13 protein-coding genes are annotated in these 19,506 nt (G+C 49.2%); 6 read left to right on the top strand and 7 right to left on the bottom strand.

What is annotated here, in order from left to right:
• Window positions 1-68: 68 nt before the first annotated feature.
• The 7 genes from secA to QZ311_RS01710 all read right to left on the bottom strand — a co-directional run bounded on the left by secA (window position 69) and on the right by QZ311_RS01710 (window position 12,893).
• The gene (gene secA, locus QZ311_RS01740) at window positions 69-3,485 is read right to left on the bottom strand and encodes a preprotein translocase subunit SecA (protein ID WP_297063228.1); all 3,417 of its coding nucleotides are present in this window, start codon (window positions 3,483-3,485) and stop codon (window positions 69-71) included.
• A gap of 73 nt (window positions 3,486-3,558) precedes the next feature.
• A complete protein-coding gene (locus QZ311_RS01735) occupies window positions 3,559-5,274 on the bottom strand; it encodes an alkaline phosphatase family protein (RefSeq protein WP_297063226.1) in 1,716 nt (571 codons plus the stop codon).
• Window positions 5,247-6,434 (bottom strand): DUF4105 domain-containing protein, encoded by a 1,188-nt coding sequence (locus QZ311_RS01730; protein WP_297063224.1) that lies wholly within the window; start codon window positions 6,432-6,434, stop codon window positions 5,247-5,249. Before QZ311_RS01730 ends, QZ311_RS01735 begins: the two co-directional genes overlap by 28 nt.
• A gap of 72 nt (window positions 6,435-6,506) precedes the next feature.
• Entirely contained in the window at window positions 6,507-8,420 is a 1,914-nt protein-coding gene (mutL, locus tag QZ311_RS01725; protein WP_297063222.1) for a DNA mismatch repair endonuclease MutL, read from the bottom strand.
• The gene (locus QZ311_RS01720) at window positions 8,417-10,471 is read right to left on the bottom strand and encodes an OstA-like protein (RefSeq protein WP_297063220.1); all 2,055 of its coding nucleotides are present in this window, start codon (window positions 10,469-10,471) and stop codon (window positions 8,417-8,419) included. Before QZ311_RS01720 ends, mutL begins: the two co-directional genes overlap by 4 nt.
• A gap of 37 nt (window positions 10,472-10,508) precedes the next feature.
• Window positions 10,509-11,858 (bottom strand): peptidylprolyl isomerase, encoded by a 1,350-nt coding sequence (locus QZ311_RS01715; protein WP_297063519.1) that lies wholly within the window; start codon window positions 11,856-11,858, stop codon window positions 10,509-10,511.
• 153 nt (window positions 11,859-12,011) lie between these two features.
• Entirely contained in the window at window positions 12,012-12,893 is an 882-nt protein-coding gene (locus QZ311_RS01710) for a hypothetical protein (RefSeq protein WP_297063219.1), read from the bottom strand.
• A 177-nt stretch (window positions 12,894-13,070) separates the two neighbouring features.
• Here QZ311_RS01710 and QZ311_RS01705 point away from each other — a divergent pair, with 177 nt between their 5' ends.
• The 6 genes from QZ311_RS01705 to QZ311_RS01680 all read left to right on the top strand — a co-directional run bounded on the left by QZ311_RS01705 (window position 13,071) and on the right by QZ311_RS01680 (window position 19,441).
• Window positions 13,071-13,706: a hypothetical protein gene (locus QZ311_RS01705; protein ID WP_297063218.1), complete on the top strand. Its 636-nt coding sequence runs from the start codon at window positions 13,071-13,073 to the stop codon at window positions 13,704-13,706.
• Window positions 13,690-14,514: a nucleotidyl transferase AbiEii/AbiGii toxin family protein gene (locus tag QZ311_RS01700; RefSeq protein WP_297063216.1), complete on the top strand. Its 825-nt coding sequence runs from the start codon at window positions 13,690-13,692 to the stop codon at window positions 14,512-14,514. Before QZ311_RS01705 ends, QZ311_RS01700 begins: the two co-directional genes overlap by 17 nt.
• Window positions 14,515-14,855: 341 nt before the next feature.
• On the top strand, window positions 14,856-15,290 hold the full coding sequence (gene dut / locus QZ311_RS01695; protein WP_297063517.1) for a dUTP diphosphatase: 435 nt from the start codon (window positions 14,856-14,858) through the stop codon (window positions 15,288-15,290).
• Between the two features lie 23 nt (window positions 15,291-15,313).
• On the top strand, window positions 15,314-17,056 hold the full coding sequence (locus tag QZ311_RS01690; RefSeq protein WP_297063214.1) for a tetratricopeptide repeat protein: 1,743 nt from the start codon (window positions 15,314-15,316) through the stop codon (window positions 17,054-17,056).
• Window positions 17,053-17,931 carry a DUF4292 domain-containing protein gene (locus tag QZ311_RS01685; RefSeq protein WP_297063211.1) on the top strand — a complete coding sequence of 293 codons (879 nt, stop codon included), beginning with the start codon at window positions 17,053-17,055 and terminating at the stop codon, window positions 17,929-17,931. The genes QZ311_RS01690 and QZ311_RS01685 overlap by 4 nt, the downstream gene beginning before the upstream one ends.
• 76 nt (window positions 17,932-18,007) lie before the next feature.
• On the top strand, window positions 18,008-19,441 hold the full coding sequence (locus QZ311_RS01680) for a peptidoglycan DD-metalloendopeptidase family protein (protein ID WP_297063209.1): 1,434 nt from the start codon (window positions 18,008-18,010) through the stop codon (window positions 19,439-19,441).
• The last annotated feature ends 65 nt before the right edge of the window (window positions 19,442-19,506 follow it).

Below are 19,506 nucleotides of genomic sequence, written 5' to 3'. Positions count from 1 at the left end.
AACATAAGGAGCGCAAAATCAAAAACTCTGCGCTCCTTAACTTATTTATTCACATTATTGATTCACTTTTACAGGCCCTTGCCGTGACAGTTTTTATACTTCTTTCCTGAACCGCATGGACATGGATCGTTGCGGTTGATGCGCGGTCCTGACTTGACGGGCTGTGTCACCTGCTGCTGGCTCGCACCTTGGGCTGCTGCACGCTGGGCGTTCTCTCCCGGAAGATTCTCGCGCGATGTCTGATACTTCGAATAATCATTCGGACGCTCAGGCATTGCACGCTCTACCTTAGGCTGTGGCTTCGGAGCTTCCGGCTGCTGTGCAGGAGCGGGTTCCTCTGCCGGAGTCTCATCATTTGATTCCACCTCTGCCTCAGGAGCAGGCTGCTGTGGACGCGGTTGCTGCGGAGGAGCCTGCTGAACGTATATCTGACCACGCATGAGTGTCGACATGGTCTTTACATTCAGATTGTTGAGCATAGCCTCAAAGAGATGGAACGACTCTACCTTATAGATTACAAGCGGATCTTTCTGTTCATACGAAGCATTCTGGACGCTCTGACGCAGCTGGTCAAGTTCACGGAGGTGCTCCTTCCAGAGTTCGTCGATAGTCACTAGAAGCACGGCCTTGTGCCATTCCTTGACAATCGACTTGCAACCGGTCCTGTAAGCCTCGTCGATATCGACAACGAGATTGAAGAAACGCTTGCCATCGGTCATCGGCACAGCGATGCGACCCTTGAATCCACGGTTTTCAATACAGTCGACAATCACAGGCTGGGCTACCTCAAGGATGCGCTGGCTCTTGCGGTCAAAGGCATCCTGAGCTGCGGTATGAATCTTTTCGATAGCATCCTCTTTCGACATATTGCGGTATTCCTCCTCTGTGAAAGGTGCTTCAATCGTGAGCACACGGAAAAGTTCAAGAGCGAGGTCCTGATAATCGGCAGGTCCGTAGTTGTTGACAAAGTTCTCGATTACGTCCCACATCATGTTTGCGATGTCGATACCGATACGCTCGCCGAGCAGTGCATGGTGACGGCGGTTGTAGATGTAGGTACGCTGCTTGTTCATCACGTCGTCATATTCGAGAAGGCGCTTACGGATACCGAAGTTGTTTTCTTCGACACGCTTCTGGGCGTTTCCGATAGCGTTGGTCACCATCGAACTTTCGATACGCTCACCCTCTTCAAGACCGAGAGTGTCGAGCATCTTCATCACGCGGTCAGTCGCGAAAAGACGCATAAGCTGATCCTCGAACGAAACATAGAACACTGATGAACCGGGGTCACCCTGACGGCCTGAACGTCCGCGGAGCTGACGGTCGACACGGCGTGATTCATGACGTTCAGTACCGATGATGGCAAGACCTCCTGCCTCCTTGACCTCGGGAGTAAGCTTGATGTCCGTACCACGACCGGCCATGTTTGTCGCAATTGTCACCATACCCTTGCGTCCTGCATGAGCCACGATTTCGGCTTCCTTCTGGTGGAGCTTGGCGTTGAGGACATTGTGAGGGATATGACGCATGGTGAGCATGCGGCTGAGAAGTTCGGAGATTTCAACCGATGTCGTACCGACGAGCACCGGACGGCCCTTCGACACGAGATCCTGAATTTCGTCGATGACAGCGGCATACTTTTCTTTCTTAGTCTTGTAGACACGGTCGTTCATGTCTATGCGGGCAATCGGACGATTGGTCGGGATTGTCACCACATCAAGCTTATATATATCCCAGAATTCTCCTGCCTCGGTCTCAGCCGTACCGGTCATACCGGCAAGCTTGTGATACATGCGGAAATAATTCTGGAGAGTGATGGTTGCGAATGTCTGTGTAGCAGCTTCAACCTTCACATGTTCCTTGGCCTCGATAGCCTGATGGAGTCCGTCGCTGTAACGGCGTCCCTCCATGATACGACCGGTCTGCTCATCGACAATCTTGATTTTACCTTCGTCAATCACATACTCGACATCCTTTTCAAAAAGGGTGTAGGCCTTGAGAAGCTGAGTGACAGTATGGACACGTTCAGCCTTCACTGCATAATCCTGCATAAGCTCATCCTTGCGCTGCTGACGCTCTGCAAGATTTTCGATGTGCTCTGTTTCCGAAAGCTGCGAGGCGATGTCAGGAAGCACGAAGAACTGCGGGTCACCTGTCTTGCCTGTAAGCTCGTCAATACCCTTGTCGGTCAGTTCTACGCTGCGGTTCTTTTCATCAATCACGAAATACAGCGGATCGGTCACCTTGGGCATCTCGCGCTTGTTGTCCTGAAGATAATATGCCTCGGTTTCAAGCATGAGATTCTTCATTCCCTCCTGAGAGAGGAACTTGATAAGCGCACCGTTCTTCGGCAGACCCTTGAAGGCACGGTAGAGCAACAATGCTCCTTCCTTCTTGGTCTCCTTATCGTCGGATGCAATCTTGGTCTTGGCTTCGGCAAGAATCTTGGTGACAAGCTTGCGCTGAGCCTCCACCACCTTCTCCACATTCGGGCGGTATTCATCAAAGAGCTGGTCGTCGCCCTTAGGCACAGGACCTGAGATGATGAGCGGTGTACGGGCATCGTCGATAAGCACCGAGTCGACCTCATCGACAATAGCATAGTAATGCTTGCGCTGCACCATATCGGCCGGCGACATGGCCATGTTGTCACGGAGGTAGTCGAAACCGAATTCGTTATTAGTACCGAAAGTGATGTCACAATTGTAGGCCGCACGGCGTGCCGCGGTGTTTGGCTGATGCTTGTCAATACAATCGACAGTCGAGCCGTGGAACATATACAGAGGACCCATCCACTCGGAGTCACGCTTCGAGAGATAATCGTTGACGGTCACCACATGTACACCACGTCCTGAGAGCGAGCGGAGGAATACAGGCAGCGTTGCCACGAGTGTCTTACCCTCACCGGTAGCCATCTCGGCAATCTTACCCTGATGGAGCACGATACCGCCGATGAGCTGTACACGATAGTGGACCATGTCCCACTTCATCTCATTGCCGCCGGCAAGCCAATGGTTTTTCCAGATGGCGTTATCGCCGTCGATGCTGACAAAATCACGGCCCTGTGCCGCAAGTTCACGGTCGAGCTGAGTAGCCTTGACAACGATTGTCTCATTGGCGGCGAAACGGGCTGCGGTTTCACGCACCACAGCAAACACTTCGGGTAGATGCTCGTTGAGCTTATCCTCTATAGTGTCAAGTATAGTCTTTTCGTTGCGGTCGATTTTGTCCCACACCGGCTGACGCTGGTCGAAAGGAAGCTCCTCGACTTCAAGGCGGAGACGTTCGTTTTCTTCTTTTTCCGCAGAAATTGCCTGACTGATGTCAGCACGGACATTATCGATGCGCTCGCGGAGCTGATCTATGGTGAGTTGCTTAACCTCAGGCTCAAGAGCCTCGATTTTCTTCACGATGGGTTCGATTTCCTTAAGGTCTCGGGTCGACTTGTTTCCGAAAATCTTTGTGAGGAATGATTGAAATGACATAATTTATTCTGGTAATCTTTGTAACTTGTTTATAACTGGATTTTAATCATATGTGCAGCATCTGTCTCTGATGCTACTTGCGCTTCGGAAAGCGCAACGGTGGGAGGGAAGCCGCATTGGGCGACCGTATTCTTAAAATCCTTGTGACCGTCGGAGCTATCACTCGCGCATCGACCGGCGAATCAATCTTAGCCGGAGCGACTGTCGGCGCAAGTATATAGACCGGCGAAGTCGTAGCTACATTTCTTATGGTCGGGAACTGCGAGTCATTGCTCCCTTCGGCTGACGAATCAGTGATTTGCCAGCCGGGGTTAACCACTATCATGACATCTCCGGCATGGTCAATGGACGTATTGCGCTGGAGGGCATGTGCATCTTCTCCTGCACGTCGTTCGAGAATGTCGTCGATTGTATATGCAGCGGTCACACCGCTCATGCGGGTCAGGAATTCCGCACTTTCACGCCGTATCGTACGTTCGTCAAGGCCGTTTTCCTTTATCTGTTTTCTATTTAAGAAGAAATAACCGTCATAGTATCCGCTCACATACTCGCCGTTGCCGTGAATGGCAATCAGATAGATATTGAGCAGTGAAATGGCCCGTTTTGGCGAAAACTGTCCTGCCGGGATATTCCAGCGGTCGTCCTCACGTTTGCCTCCTGAGGGTCCGGGTGTTCCTGCGATAAAAACGACCGAATTTGCCATTCCCGGGCCTTTTTCAATCGCTTGGACTATGTTTGCGATATCCGAATCAAGACGGATATAGGCATCCATCGTTTCGACACGCGTATCGGTGTCGCGGCCATAAGGATATGGACTGACATTAAAACCGAGATTGAGCATGTCGGTGACACCTCGACCACCAAGATTGAGCGATGAGATATAGTCGATTCCTATTTCCGCAACCTCATGATTTCCGGGAGCGGAAACCTTGAATGCCCTGAAACGGTTTGGATCACGCGCAGGGAAGTTGTGGCGGAAGGGGAACTGTTTTTTATAATCAGGAAGATCGGGATAAAGGTCAAGCGGTATAGACGGAGTCCACGATATGGTGTCGAGACGAGACGAAAGCGTGATGCCGTAGTTGCGTTTTGCAATCGCAGCCGGGACATCGCGATAGTAGGTCGACGTGCTCCATTTTCCGTTGAATTCGTTGAGCCAAAAACCGCTGTTGCCGGCATGTCCGGCAAGGATTATAGCAACCTGAGCATCAGGAGCTACAGAATGTACCAGACCTATACCTCCGTCAGCAATACGGACTTCGTCGCTGATTGTCGACACGCGCAATGATGCCGGCGAGAAGGTTTCATCAGTAAAATTGCCTATTTTCGCCTGATCGAGCAATATAGGATAGTCCGATCTTGTTTCTGTATCCCAAGCCCTTGCCGCCGGCACTCCGTTGACACTCGGCGCAGCGCCGGTCATCAGCATCGCCGTTGCAGCGGTGGCGTCAAGATCCGTCCCATAATTGACATCTTCAATGGTCACACCGTCAGAGATGAAACGGTTGAAACCATTCTTGGTAAAGTTGTCGCGGAGCAGGTTGACATAGTCGGCGTCAAGCCCTTCGACAAATATCCCGACAACCAAAGCCGGGCGGGTGAGCGTGTAGTTAGGACCGTCCGCACCCTTCTTCGTGTTCGGGGCGGCAACAGGACGCGAAGCAAACACCGGCGTAAACGCGCCGATACCGATCGACACAAGCGAGACTACGAGCACACTTGCCAGACGGGTACTTATCGGATGATTTTTACGTGATGACATCAGGCGTTTCTGTTGGTTTTTATACATGACAATGCCCGCACTCCATCAGCCACGATAAGCGGGATGAATGCAGCATTGGGCGATTGCACTCCGCAGCCAAACAGGATAAGGAGGACAATCAATGATGCAAAGTTAAGAATTTGATAGGAAAACAACAACTTTTCCATTCTTTTTACCCACACAGCCATAACCGGGATGAAGCACAGCGGATTGAGCCACAGCAACAGCCAGTTGGGCGACGTGGCCTCATGGACTGAAATGACCACAAGAAATATGATTACACACCCGGCCAGACCCATCGCGAGATAGAAAAGGGTGTCGAATATCTTAGAAGCCACACCCGGCGATTTCCTTCGAATCTGCCCTACCGAGACACAAATCGACACAAGCAATACAATACTGCACCAGAACATCGGTGCAAGATACCACGGAGTAGGCGGCAACACCGGTGACTCTCCTTCTGCTCCAACGAGCACTGAAGTCCCCTCCACAAGTTTCGCTCCGTCGCGACGCTCTGCCGACGACATCATTTGCTCAAGAGCCTCAGGCGCAAACGACATTTCGCGCGATGAAATCCGACGGTCAATCCCGCTACCCAACGCAAGGTCGATACCGAACTGATACCACGGATAGTTGACATGATAATGCCTCATGGCATTGCGGAAAGTCGACACGGATTTTGCGGGAAGAGACGTCGCTCCGAGCGACAATGTGTCACAAATCGCCCGCTCTATAACAGCAAGCGGACGTGTAGCGCAGTTGTCGAGCACATAGTTATAGCGATAGACCCGATTTGCGGGCATAAGATTATTGTCGGTCAGTTCGATGACACGCAGTTTTTCAAACGGAGTCAGATTCAGCGCCTGCTCCACTACTACACGGCCTTCACGACGATACATCTCAAGAAACCTATCGGTCGGTGCAGCACCGGCCATGTAGTCAGTCTCTCCTTTGACAAAACGGTACACAAAATTAGGGGCTGCAAAATCAAACAGACCCCAGTTTATCACATAGTCCCCTCTGTCGGGCGACTGAATTCTCAATGCCGTGTGACCTTCGAGCTGATAGATGTCAGCTCCGGCCCGCGCGGTCAGCAGAGACACACGTATATCATCAGCCCCACCCTCTGCCATGGCAATAGAACCCGACAAAATCAGCATGAGACTTATGATGATGCGAACCGTCATGATTATAAAAGAATCGTTGTGTTTGTGATGAATCTATAAAATTTACAATTTCGGCTGTCAAGTCCGAGGCTTTCAGCCCAGCATTTTGGAAATATCCTCGATATTCACAATAGTAAACACCGTTTTGCCGTCAGGTGTTCGCGCAGGGGTCGAAAGACGGAACAAATCGCTGATGAGCTTATCCATCTCTGTCGCGCTTAACACCTGTCCGCGCTTTATGGAACTGCTGCGTGCCATCGAAAGCGCGATTCTTTCCTGAAGCGACGATGCCAGTTCTTCACCGGTCTCTGTCACGCTCTCTATCATGCCGAGCAGTAAATCGCGTGGATTTGCACCGCCGAGCATCGATGGAATGCCTGTGATGCACCACGAGTTGTCGCCGAGCGGCGATATGGCGAATCCCAGATCTTCAAGCGAGGGAGCAATGTCGGTCAGCACCGCGTTCTGTGAAGGCGACAGCTCCACTATTTCAGGAAACATGGTGTTCTGACACACCATATCGCGCTCCTTGACTTTAGCCAGATAGCTGTCATAGAGGATGCGCTTATGCGCCCTGTGCTGGTCGATTATCATGAGCCCGTCGCGTGACGATGTCAGTATATAGGAATTTTTCAGCTGTAGCGTGGCGCTCACAGGAGCGTCATTGTCAAGCTCAAGCTCGTTTTCAGATTTGTTGACTTTACTCTCGACCATCGAAGCGTAACTGTCGTCACGTTTCCTGACAAAATCGTCGTAGAGCTTTTCCCAGTCCTGAAAACGCTCGGAGGTATGGGGCTGGTTCACGGAAAGGGATGAAATTTTCCTGCTTTCCGATGTTCCCATGCCGGAAACCGACGACCCGCCTCCCGACAGGGACGAACTGCGGGTAGCATGAGCCGGCTGGGCAAAAGGATTGTAGCCCTGTTCGAGTATGACCTCATGATCAGCGTCGATATCCGGAGAAAACACAGGGATGTCCGGGGCTTCGTCGACATCGAAATCAATCGCGGGAGCGGCGTTGAAACGTCCGAGCGACTCACGGACAGCTGCAGTCAGTATCTGCCATATTGCCTGTTCGTTTTCAAACTTGATTTCACTCTTCGTGGGATGGATGTTGACATCTATCGTCTCGAGGTCGACTGTCAGATTTATAAAATAATTCGGCTGGACGTCAGCGGTAATCAGGCGTTCGTAACACTGCATGATGGCCTTATGGAAGTAAGGATGACGCATGTTGCGACCGTTGACCATAAGGTATTGCAGGGCATTACGCTTGCGCGCATTTTCCGGCAGGCCGATAAAGCCGTTTATCCTGACTATCGAAGTGTCTGTGTCGAGAGGGACAATCTGTTTGTCGAGCGAGCGACCGAACAGGTCAGCGATGCGCTGTTTGAGCGAGGCTCGCCGAAGCGAGTGGAGAGTGACATCGTTACTTATAAGCGTAAAATCCACGCCGATGTTGACCAACGCAAGTCGTTCGAACTCACGCATGATATTGCTCAGTTCCACAGAGTCCTTCTTGAGAAACTTACGGCGGGCAGGCACGTTGAAAAACAGGTTCTTGACCATCAGGTTGCTGCCCTGTGCGCATGCTTCCGGCTCCTGACTTTCAACCTTAGAGCCATTGATGAGCAGGCGCGTGCCGATTGTCTCCCCCTTAAGCATCGTGCGCAGGTCGACTTGCGCGATAGCAGCGATTGATGCGAGAGCCTCGCCACGGAATCCCATGGTCGAAAGCGAAAAGAGGTCATCGGCCTTACGGATTTTTGAGGTCGCATGGCGTTCGAAAGCCAGACGTGCATCCGTGTCGCTCATGCCACAACCATTGTCAATCACCTGAATCAGTGTCCTGCCGGCATCTTTAAGAATAATTGTAACCGAAGTCGCACCGGCATCAATCGAGTTTTCGACAAGCTCCTTTATGACCGATGCAGGACGCTGGATGACTTCGCCGGCCGCTATCTGATTTGCAACAGAATCCGGGAGAAGACGTATGATATCGCTCATGATTCCACCTCCTCTTTAGTTTTTATTCCGATTATTTCATTCCGTCCCATTGCCAGTGTCGTCCGGGCTGAATTTTTTTCGTTCGGCAGCATATAGGCATGTGGTTCGACCACCGGCACTTCAATCCCATCAGGAGCTACGGTAACCGAATCGGTATCCACTCCAAGTGAGTCGGACTGTATGCGAAGTGAATCAGTTGCCGCAGGCAACGAGTCGGGAATTGCGTGAAAAAGCGAATCTGCCACCGCATGCAACGAATCTTTCGGAGGCAGGACGGAAGCCTGACCGATAGGACTCAAGGGGACAGGGGTCTGAGGCTCTTGCGGTTTCGGTTTCCCCAGCATCGTGCCACGGATTGAATATGCCGTAGGGCTCACTTTCTTGAACAGCTGAAGCGAACTCAGCTCAGACATTTCAGGCGGATAGTCAAAAATTTCGTCAGGCGACATCGGGCGTAGCGGACCGAACCATCTGAACGGTTCGAGATAGTAGGATGAACGCTTGGCAAGATAGAGCGGGGTCGCCTTGCCGGTAGTCTCAGGCCACATGATAAGATGTTCTATGTCATTGCCATTGAAAAATGCGTCCATATAGCTGCTCTCGGTGAAGACAAACTTGTTGTAGGTCGAGTCATTTTCCATCGGGAACATAATCTGCTGCACGTTGCCCTCGACATACAGCCTGCGGATTGTAGAATCATTGAACCAAGCTGTCATGTCGGCCCCGGCGAGCTGATTGTAGCAGTCCTCACCGACATGCTGGGCCACGAGACCCGATTCGGGAAGACGTGCCCAGTCGGCAGTCGAGTCGTTGAAATGGAGATAGACCACATTGCCAGCAATCTGATTGTCGCCGTTCCAGATTATCGGGTGATAATACATATATAATATGGAATCACGCTCGACAGAGCTCAATGAATCACAAAGGCCCTGAATATCATTTCGGAAGAAACGCACACGGCGATAGACGTCGGTGACCTTCGTGGAATCCTCAAGCATGTAGGCCTTGATTGTGTCGCCGTGGAGATACAGAGTATCGGTCTTGGAATATTCCATAGCGAGGGCGTTGCCTGTAACAAAAGCCGAGTCGGTCAGTTCATTATAGAACCCATATTCACCTCGCAGCTCCGACTGCCTGACTGAATCGGTCAGAATCATATTTCCGAAAGCCTCGCCGTAGCCTTTCTCACGGTCATAGAAAAGTGTGTCACCTGTCAGATAGTTGCCACGGCGCGTGTGTACGCGTGAACGGTCATAGAGATCTGCAAGCCCCTGCTTGGTATCATAGAATCCTGACGACGAGTTGATTTCGCCGTCTTTGCTGACAATCAGCGTCTGACACATCAGCTGGGCTATGTTTGTCGCGGTATTGTAGGTCAGCGAGTCGGTAAACATCTTCAGAGTGTCGTTCTCTCGCGGACCTGTAAGATCGACATTCAAATAGAAAAAAGCGTCTTTCGTCGCAGGATAGTAGAAACCTTGAAGCGAACGCAACGTATTCTGTTTGTCGGTCAGAGTGCCACCGGTCTGGTAATATCCGACATCGGCAGCCATATCATAGAAAAACACATCTGTTGTCAGAGACACGTCCCGGTTGATGAGACGCACATTGTTTCTGGCATAGGCCCGGAGTTCGGCAAGTTCGGTGAGACCGTTGTAGTATAGTTCATCACCATAGACAAACAATGTGTCGCCCTGCTCCATATGGACATTCCTGAAGGCATCGAGCGATGAAGTCGCCTCGTTGAAACGGGCGCTGTCGCAATACATATACATGTCGCCTTTACGGAACAGCACATTACCGACAAGCACCTGCACGTCAGAGTCGCGCACCTGATCATACATAAGCCGGTCAGCCCGTTCGAGAAAGACCTTTCCCGGCTCATGGCGGTCGGCATCTGGAATAGTAGGACGGATGACGCTCTTACGTTGCACGGGAGCGCTCTTGGGCACGGACACCGAGGCAGGCTTGTCTTTAGGTGTCTGCGCAAACATGGCCGGGAGCGACACCAGCGCTACGGCCATCAATGCAAGTATAGGAGATTGCTTCATGAAGCTACGGAGACCGGTTCTAAGGACAGATCAGTGTTCACTTGATCCAACCTTTGTTCTTGAAGTCGCAGTTGCGCCAGCCGTCCTCGATACGGATATAGGTATTCTTTATCTTATTGGCAAGCCAGTCGTCAAGAATCTCCTGACGGCGCGCATTTTCATACATAGACTTAACCAGCTGGAAATCATCCGACATATTAGCCTTGTGGCCGGGGATGCGCGAAGTGAGTTTCACCATCGCAACAATCTCATGGTTCGTCTTGGGATCGGTCATGATGAACGGTTCGGAAATATCTCCGGGTTCCATGTCTGCAACACGCTTGGCCACTTCCTGAGGAAGTTCCGACATCTGAAACCGTGTCGAGCCTGTGCTTTCATTTACCATGTGTCCCTTATTGTTGCGTGTGGTCTTGTCCTGCGAAAAGAACACAGCGTCTTCAAAAGTAAATTTCTTGTCGAGGATGTCGGTGCGGAGCGAGTCCATACGGTTCACAGCCTCTGTCAGATCCTTCTCGGCCACTTTGGGTTTCAGAAGGATATGGCGCACATTAATGCGGTCGCCACGCTTCTCGATGAGCTGTATGATATGGAATCCATATTCGGTCTCAACGATTTTCGACACCTTCTTTGGGTCATTGAGGTTGAACGCGACTGCCGAGAATTCAGGCACGAATTCCGCACGTCCGCTGAAACCGAGCTCACCGCCACGGGCCGCGCTGCCGGGGTCCTCGGAATAGAGAATCGCAAGCGTAGAGAACGAGCTCTCACCTTTGTTGACCTGATCGGTAAAGTTGCGAAGACGCGCTTTCACATCCTCGACAGCTTCACGCGGGACAGCCGGAGCGACTGTCAGAATCTGAGTCTCGACCTGAAGGGGAACCCAAGGCACACTGTCGGCAGGAATCTTTTCAAAAAATCTGCGGACGGTAGCAGGCGTAGCTTTTACATCCTTCGTCAGATTGCGCTGCACTTCCTGCACACGGCCTCGGTTGCGCACCATCTCGCGGAGCGACTCGCGCAGAGCCGGGATTGACTTGTTGAAATATTGCTCTACCTTCTCTTTCGAACCAAGGTTCATGATATAGCCGTTGAGCATCTGCTCGACGTTCTGAAACACCATTGCATCGGGAATCTCGATAGTGTCCATCTCAGCCTGATGTAGATATAGTTTTTCAATCGCAAGCTGTTCGGGAACAACGCAATAAGGGTCGCCTGCGACAGGGACACCTTCATAGCGCATATTCTGGTAGGCTTCCTCAATCTCTGATTTCCAGATAGGCTGGTCACCGACCACCCATGCAACTTCCTCAGCCACATTGTCAGTATTGGCCGATACATAGACAGCCCCCGAAAGAAGGAGGATGCCAAGCAATATAATTGATTTGATTTTCACGCGCTTAACTAATGATAAATGTGAGAATTGCGAATATCAGCCCCAAAGTTACAAAAATTCTCCCAATCCCCCCAAAATCAAAGCGATTTAAAGAAAATTTCACAATCATTGATATTGCTTACATAAGTCTATTGTGCATCAACAACATCAATCAACGCCCAAATATCTTTTCCGAAGATACTTAACCCAATTTGCAACTTCTTGATTTAAGCTATATTTATCCAACATTGCAAAATAATCCTCATACGTAATAGTTTTGAATGATTCATTTCCTTTTTCACTCAATAAATTACGATACTCCGGCAACGCATAATCATGGAAATGCACGTTGCGCTCAGGATAAACATGAACGTGATGAATTATATCCACATCACCATTATTCAACATTGAATATCCTAATATATGATTACGCCAAATCTGGCGTAGATGATGAGCAGTAAGAAACATCGAAATATCCAATCCTGATTTAAAATACCCACTACATTCCGTCATATCACGATAATTACGATTAGCGCCTGAAATATCTTTACCCTCCTTATCGCCAAGCGGATATTCATTTTCCGTATATTTAACCTCTATACCTATCCCTCCATTCCTGCCATCGACAGAAACGTATTCTACATAAGCATCAAAAGACGTTCTATCATTCAAATAAGCAGAATGTTCATATTTTCCGGCATATTCAATTTTGATGTCTACAACTCTCTCAATTGACACATCAATTATCCTACCAAACAAATCTACAGCAATGTCAGGCATTGTTTCAAGTGGAGTAAATAGATTATATGGAATATGCTCACTCCTGAGCATATTAGATGTTAGTTGCGTCGCAACTTTTCCCACCTTATCTAAAATAGAATCACGATAACCTTCGTAAAATATCAACCCATTTCTGGCATTATCCTCACTTAATAACACCTGCGGAGCGCGAAACTCATTATAATCATTCAACACATCCTCACGAAAAGCAAATTGCAAAGCCCTTGCCCATCGTTTGAAATTATCGTCAAATTTATATTCTTTTTTCATATTCTTACTTACTGCAAGCATAAATTTCTAAAATGCAAATATAGACTATTTTTCACTTTACAGGATAAAAGCAATAAAAAACTTTTTATAGTAAAAATTTTGATAGATAATGGCGATTAATACCATTATCTATCAAAATTTTTACTATATTTGCATCTGATTCATAAATTATTTATTATGACATTCGAAAATTTCAGGAACATACCATTTAGATTATCAAATCTGGATGCGATTTATCCGGCCTGTAAAGATATGGCACACAAAGCCACACGTCTTGAAAATAATGGTACAATAATCAGACTGAAGAAAGGAATGTATGTTGCATCGACACTTGCAAGCCGAGCCAATATATCCGAATATCTGATAGCAAACCATTTACATGGGCCATCATATATTTCAATGCACACTGCTCTCCGCTATTATAGCCTGATTCCAGAGGCAGTCCAAGAAACAATCTCAATAACAGCCGGACATGCAAAAAAATTCACAAACTTCTTAGGGACATTCAGATATATCCACGCACAATCTCCATACTACTCAATCGGTGTTACATCCGCAACCGAAGAGGATACTAATTTTTTAATTGCAACAAAGGAAAAAGCCTTGTGCGACCTCTTAGTATTCACACCAAATCTCAATTTACGATACAAAGGAGAGCTGACCGATTATATAGAAAACAATCTGAGATTTGATATGGACGAATTTAAAAGTATGGATGTAGAAATTATCAAGAAGTGCGCCTTGTGTTCACGTAAAAAAAACATGTTAAACAATCTCGCTGAAATAATATCATCTTATGGACGGAATTTTTGAACAAATGCTTTCGCAATATGACATTTCTACTACGGTTTCCAAACGAAACGCTACATACGAAGTCATGCAGCAAATTGCTTTAGCCGGATTATATCGTGGAGGATTTTTTGATAAAGCTGCCTTCTACGGTGGAACATGCCTGCGCATATTCCATCAGTTAAACCGTTTTAGCGAAGATATGGATTTTTCATTGTTGCAATCCGATGATTCGTTTAATATCGAGAACTATTTTCCGTCAATAATAGCCGAGTTTAAGGCCGCCGGACGCGACGTCATGATTACAAAAAAAGAAAAAAGAAATCAAGGAAAAGTCGAATCCGCATTCCTGAAAGATGACACCCATGTCTACAATCTGGCATTTCAGACAGAAAAAAGCATTAAAGTCAAGATTGAGGTTGACACAAATCCGCCACTTGGCTTCAAGACCGAACAAAAATTACTACTTCAGCCATTTTCATTCATGACTCGCTGCATGACCCTGCCGGGACTATTTGCAGGTAAAATGCATGCACTCATATTCCGCACATGGGGCAAACGGGTAAAAGGACGAGACTGGTATGATTTTGAGTGGTATGTCAGGAATAATATACCACTTGACTTTGACCATTTCATTCAACGCACAAAAGATTTTAACGGATTGAATCTTACAACCGAAGACTTCAAAGCAATGCTTCGCGAGCGACTTTCAACCACAGATATCGAACTTGTGAAAAAAGATGTCGCTCCATTTATGAAAAATCCGAACGAGCTTGAAATATGGTCGAATGACTATTTTATTCAACTCGCCAATCTCATACGATTTGAGTGAAATAAGCACTGCTTACTGGCAAAAATATGCTTATAACCATTGATATATGTAAATAATAAGTAAAAAAGTGCGTTTATGTGCAGGAATTTTGCTACTTTCGCTTGTTAATTATAGTAACTGTTGATAATGCCAGTCGCTTAATGCGTAGAAATTGGGGTGAGAATCATAATCTCACGCAACAAAAGGCGGGATTGGCAAATCTATAGGATTAAACATCGAATTAACAATTCGATGCGCGATTTCAATTATTCAGACACGTGCAACAATCGTGTCGCCACAATAAGAATTTTTATTAGTTTCAACTATTTTTCAATCCGTTTTCAACTCCCACGATGGAACGTATCAAGGTAAAAATCATCAATGACTCTTCCAATCCCCTACCCGCTTATGAGACCCCCTCATCAGCCGGAATGGATGTTCGCGCCCGACTCGAATCACCCGTAACCCTTAAGCCGTTACAACGGGCTCTCATTCCAACCGGCCTACGCATTCAACTTCCGCAAGGCTATGAATGTCAGGTGCGTCCGCGGTCAGGACTGGCATTGAAACACGGCATCTCGCTCGTCAATACACCCGGAACAATCGATGCGGACTACCGTGGTGAAATCGGAATCATTGTCATCAATCTCTCAGACGAACCCTACACCATCACCAACGGTGAACGCATCGCCCAGCTCGTCATCAAAGAATATGTACATGTGACATGGGAACAGGTCGACCGTATCGACGAAACAGAACGCGGCGATGGCGGATTCGGCCATACAGGGGTCAACTGAAAGCCAAACCACACTAAAGCAAAATGAAACAACTTCCCGTCCTGATCCTCACGATCCTCGCCATCGGAGCGCTGTCTGTCATGGCCAAAGACCGGCAATATGCCACCACGGCTGAGGACTCACGAAAAGCCGACTATATCTATCTTGAAGCTCTGCGAGCCAAATCGCAGGGTAAGCATGATGCAGCCTATTCGCTGCTTCAGAGAGCTCGCGAACTTAATTCAGCCGACAAGGATATCGGCGTGGAGCTGTCGCTCTATCTCCTACGTCTGTCGCAGACCGACTCGACCCTGATAGGAGAATCAATGGCAATGCTACGTGACTATAATGAGGCAAACCCGTCTGACCTTTATTATGGCGGACGCTATGCAATGATCAACGAGCAATTGCTCAACCGCGACGAGGCTATCAGAACTTGGGAAAGACTTCACACCTACTATCCGGAACACCTTGAAATAACCTACCGCTATGCCAACGCGCTCGGGCAGGGAGGTTCGGATGCCGACAGGGCAAAGGCCATAGCGGTCTATGACTCGGTCGAGATAGCCGAAGGAAAGAGCATTCCGCTCTCGACAAAAAAGATACAGCTCTATTTCGCCCGTCAGGACACTGCCGCTATACTCGGCGAGGTGGACCGTCTGCGCGAATCGTCGCCAAAAAACGTAGATTTCCAAGTCTTCTCAGGCGACATATATGCAATGTTCGGACAGAACGAGAAGGCAAAAGCTTTCTATGACAGCGCTTGCGAACTTGATCCGTCAAGCGGTCTTGCCTACTATTCACGTGCCCAATTCTACAATTCAATGGGCGACAGCACGGCATTCAACCGCGAAGTGTTCCAAGCCCTGCAGCAAAAAAGCCTCGATGTGGAGACAAAGCTCGCGATACTGCGCAGCTACATACAGGAGATGTATAACGACTCCACTCAGCTTCCCCGCGTCGGCAAACTTTTCGATGTACTTATTGACCAGCATCCCCACGAGCATGACATCCATGCGCTCTACTCCCGCTACCTGATTGTCACCAAAGACTATGTGAAAGCCGCCGAACAGACCGAACGCGCACTTGACCTCGACCCCGCCGACGAAGAAGGCTGGGAAATGCTGACATCCCTCTATCTGCAGGAAAACAAACTCGACGATGCCAAAGCGGCAATCAAACGCTCATTCCGCTACTATCCGGAAAACGGCCGTCAGTATCTCGTGCTCGGCTCAATCTATGACCAGCAGGGAGAACGTGAGAAAGCTCCGAAGGAATATGAACGCGCACTCGAATTAATCGACTCGACCGACACCAAGACCATATCACGTATCTACGGTGCGATGGGCGACAACCTTTATGCCCGCCAACTGCTCGACAGCGCGTTCACTGTCTATCAGAAAGCACTCCTCTATGACCCCGAAAATTATCTTGCACTCAACAACTGCGCATATTATCTCGCATGCGAGGGACGCGACCTTGACAATGCCCTTTCGATGGTCGAGACAGCTGTCGCCGCCGAACCGGAGAATCCGACGACGCTCGACACCTACGCTTGGGTCCTGTTCAAACTCAAGGACTACGCCAAGGCCCGCGAAATCATTGACAAGACACTCGGGCTGACCGATGAGCGCTCGGAAGAGATACTTGAGCACGCCGGCGACATCCATTTCATGGACGGAGACCCCGACGGGGCTCTCGAATTCTGGAAAGAAGCCCTGAAGCTCGCCCCCGAAAATGAACTGCTCGAACGGAAAGTTAAACACAAGACATATTTCTTCAAATGACAACAGGAATCATAAATCTATATAAGGCAAATTCGAAAATCTGCGTGGCATTGCTCATAGCGATGCTGTCGGTCATGACCACCGGATGCCACTCGTCGCGCACAGGTGTTGTCAGCGGAGGAGGCTATGAACACAATTCTGCAGAGGCTCTCTCGCAAGGAGTGCTCAAAGAGCTGTTCAATAGTCTTGAAAACGGCTACTCAGAATGGGAAAGCATGAAGATGCCTGTCACCCTCTCGCTCCGAAGCCCCAAAAACATGAGCATTGGAGGGACACTGAGCATGGAGCGCAACCACTCGATACACATGTCGTTCAGATTTCTCGGCATGGAAGTGGCATCGCTCATGGTCACGGAAGACAGCATATATGCCGCATATAAACTCGAAAGAATCTATTTCGCCGAAAGCATCCGCGACCTTATGGGAGGATTTCCGGCAACCGTGGGCAACGTTCAGGACATGATACTTGGACGGCCGTTCGTGCTTGGAGAAAATAACGTAGCTCTTTCGCAATGCACTCTTTCAGGAAATGGCGCTACATGGACCATCACCCCTGACCGCAGTCCAATGGGAATGAAATATGACTTCACAATCGACACCCCGACCGGCAATGTGGAGCTACTGACAGTCAACCTTCCTGCCCGGTCACCAATAACAGCCGACTATTCAGACTTCGATACATCTGAGACAGGCCCTATGGCCGGCAATACCTCTATCTCTGCCAAAACCTCAAAAACGACATTCACGGGTGAAATAACCCTCAATCCACGCAAAGCAGACTGGGGCAAAGGCTACGGCAAGTCATGGACTGTACCCAAAGGGTATACACGCGTACATGCTGAAGACATCATAAAGAAGCTCAACGCGAAAAAATAATTTCTACACCGACTTAAAAGAGGATATTTAATAACAATCCTCTCAATCACATCCTAATTCATCACCATTACTATTAATGCCACAGTTTTCAAGATTCTGGATCCGCTGTCTGACCATCATCCTGATGGGGCTGCTGCTTGCGTCGTGGCCGGCGGACGCACAGACAAACAAGAAGCGTAGTCGAACGCAACGCACTACACAGCGCAGCAGCACCCAGCACCGTACAATGGAAACTGTGAAGAAGGACAAGAGTTCGACAGAGCGTAAAATCTCGGAGACATCCACCAAGCTCCAGACCAATGCCAAAGAACTCAACCGGCAGCTCAACAAGCTCAATTCGCTCAACGCAGACATCGCCACCACCAAAAATCAGGTGGAGGGACTGCGACAACACATCGACTCGCTCGGCTCGGCCATAAACGCAACTGCCGATTCAATCAAAATCCTCGAAGGCGAACTTGAAAGCATGCGCTGTGCCTATGTCAAGGCGATGAAAGACCTGCAACCCCACTCCGGGGCAGCGAGCGACCTCTCGTTCATCTTCTCCGCCGAAACATTTTCCGAAGCCTACAGCCGCATCAGGTATCTGCGTCAGTTCACCGCATGGAGGGAACGCAAAGTGGAGAAAATACACAGCGCTATCGACCGTATAGCCGACCGCCGCGCCCATCTCACCAACCTGCGCCACAGTCAGGACGTGGCATACCGCAAAGCAGAACAGGCACGGCAGACCCTCTCACGCCAGCAGATGGAGTCGGAAGAAATGGTGACCAAGCTGCGCAAGGAAGATTCAGCTCTCAGACAATCGCTCAACGAGCAGAAACGCAAAGCCGCCGCACTCGACCGCGAGCTCGACAGGCTTATCGCAGCCGAACAGGCGCGTATCGCACGCGAGGAAGAGGCAGCACGACGCAAAGCCGCCGAAGCCGAACGCCAGAGAAAGAAAAAAGAGCAGGCTGCCGCGGCTCGCTCAAAAAACAAAGAAACAGCCCAGAGCAGCGAAGCTGCAAAAACCGACAGCCCGTCGGCCAAAGAAGTGGCCTCCGCCAAAGCGACCACACGCACAGCTGCATCGACCGATGCCGAAGCGCTGTCCGGCTCGTTCGCATCCAACAAGGGCAAACTACTTTTCCCGGTCAACGGGAAGTATAAAATAGTCCGTCCTTTCGGCCGTCAGCCCCACCCCACCCTGCGCCACGTCGAGACCGACAATTCAGGTATCGACATTGAAGTAGCACCGGGCAGCACAGCCCGCTCGATATTCGCAGGCACGGTATCGGCAATCTTCAAGCAGGACGGCTTCAACTCTATCGTAATGATACGTCACGGACGCTATATATCCATCTATGCAGGTCTCGGAAGTGTGAGTGTCAGAAGCGGCGACTATGTAAAAGCCGGCCACACTTTAGGTACAATCCACTCCGACCCCGACGATGGTAACCGAACCATACTCCACTTCGAAATACGCAATGAACGCCAGAAACTTAACCCCTCACAATGGGTAAGATAGCATATATCAACTTTAAGGCCTTCTCTGTGGTTATATTAGAAGTGGATTACCAAATATATATAATT

Source organism: uncultured Duncaniella sp. (genome assembly GCF_910578445.1).
Lineage (GTDB): Bacteria > Bacteroidota > Bacteroidia > Bacteroidales > Muribaculaceae > Duncaniella.
Note: the sequence above shows the minus strand (reverse complement) of the source record. Positions and strands in the feature narration are given on the sequence as shown.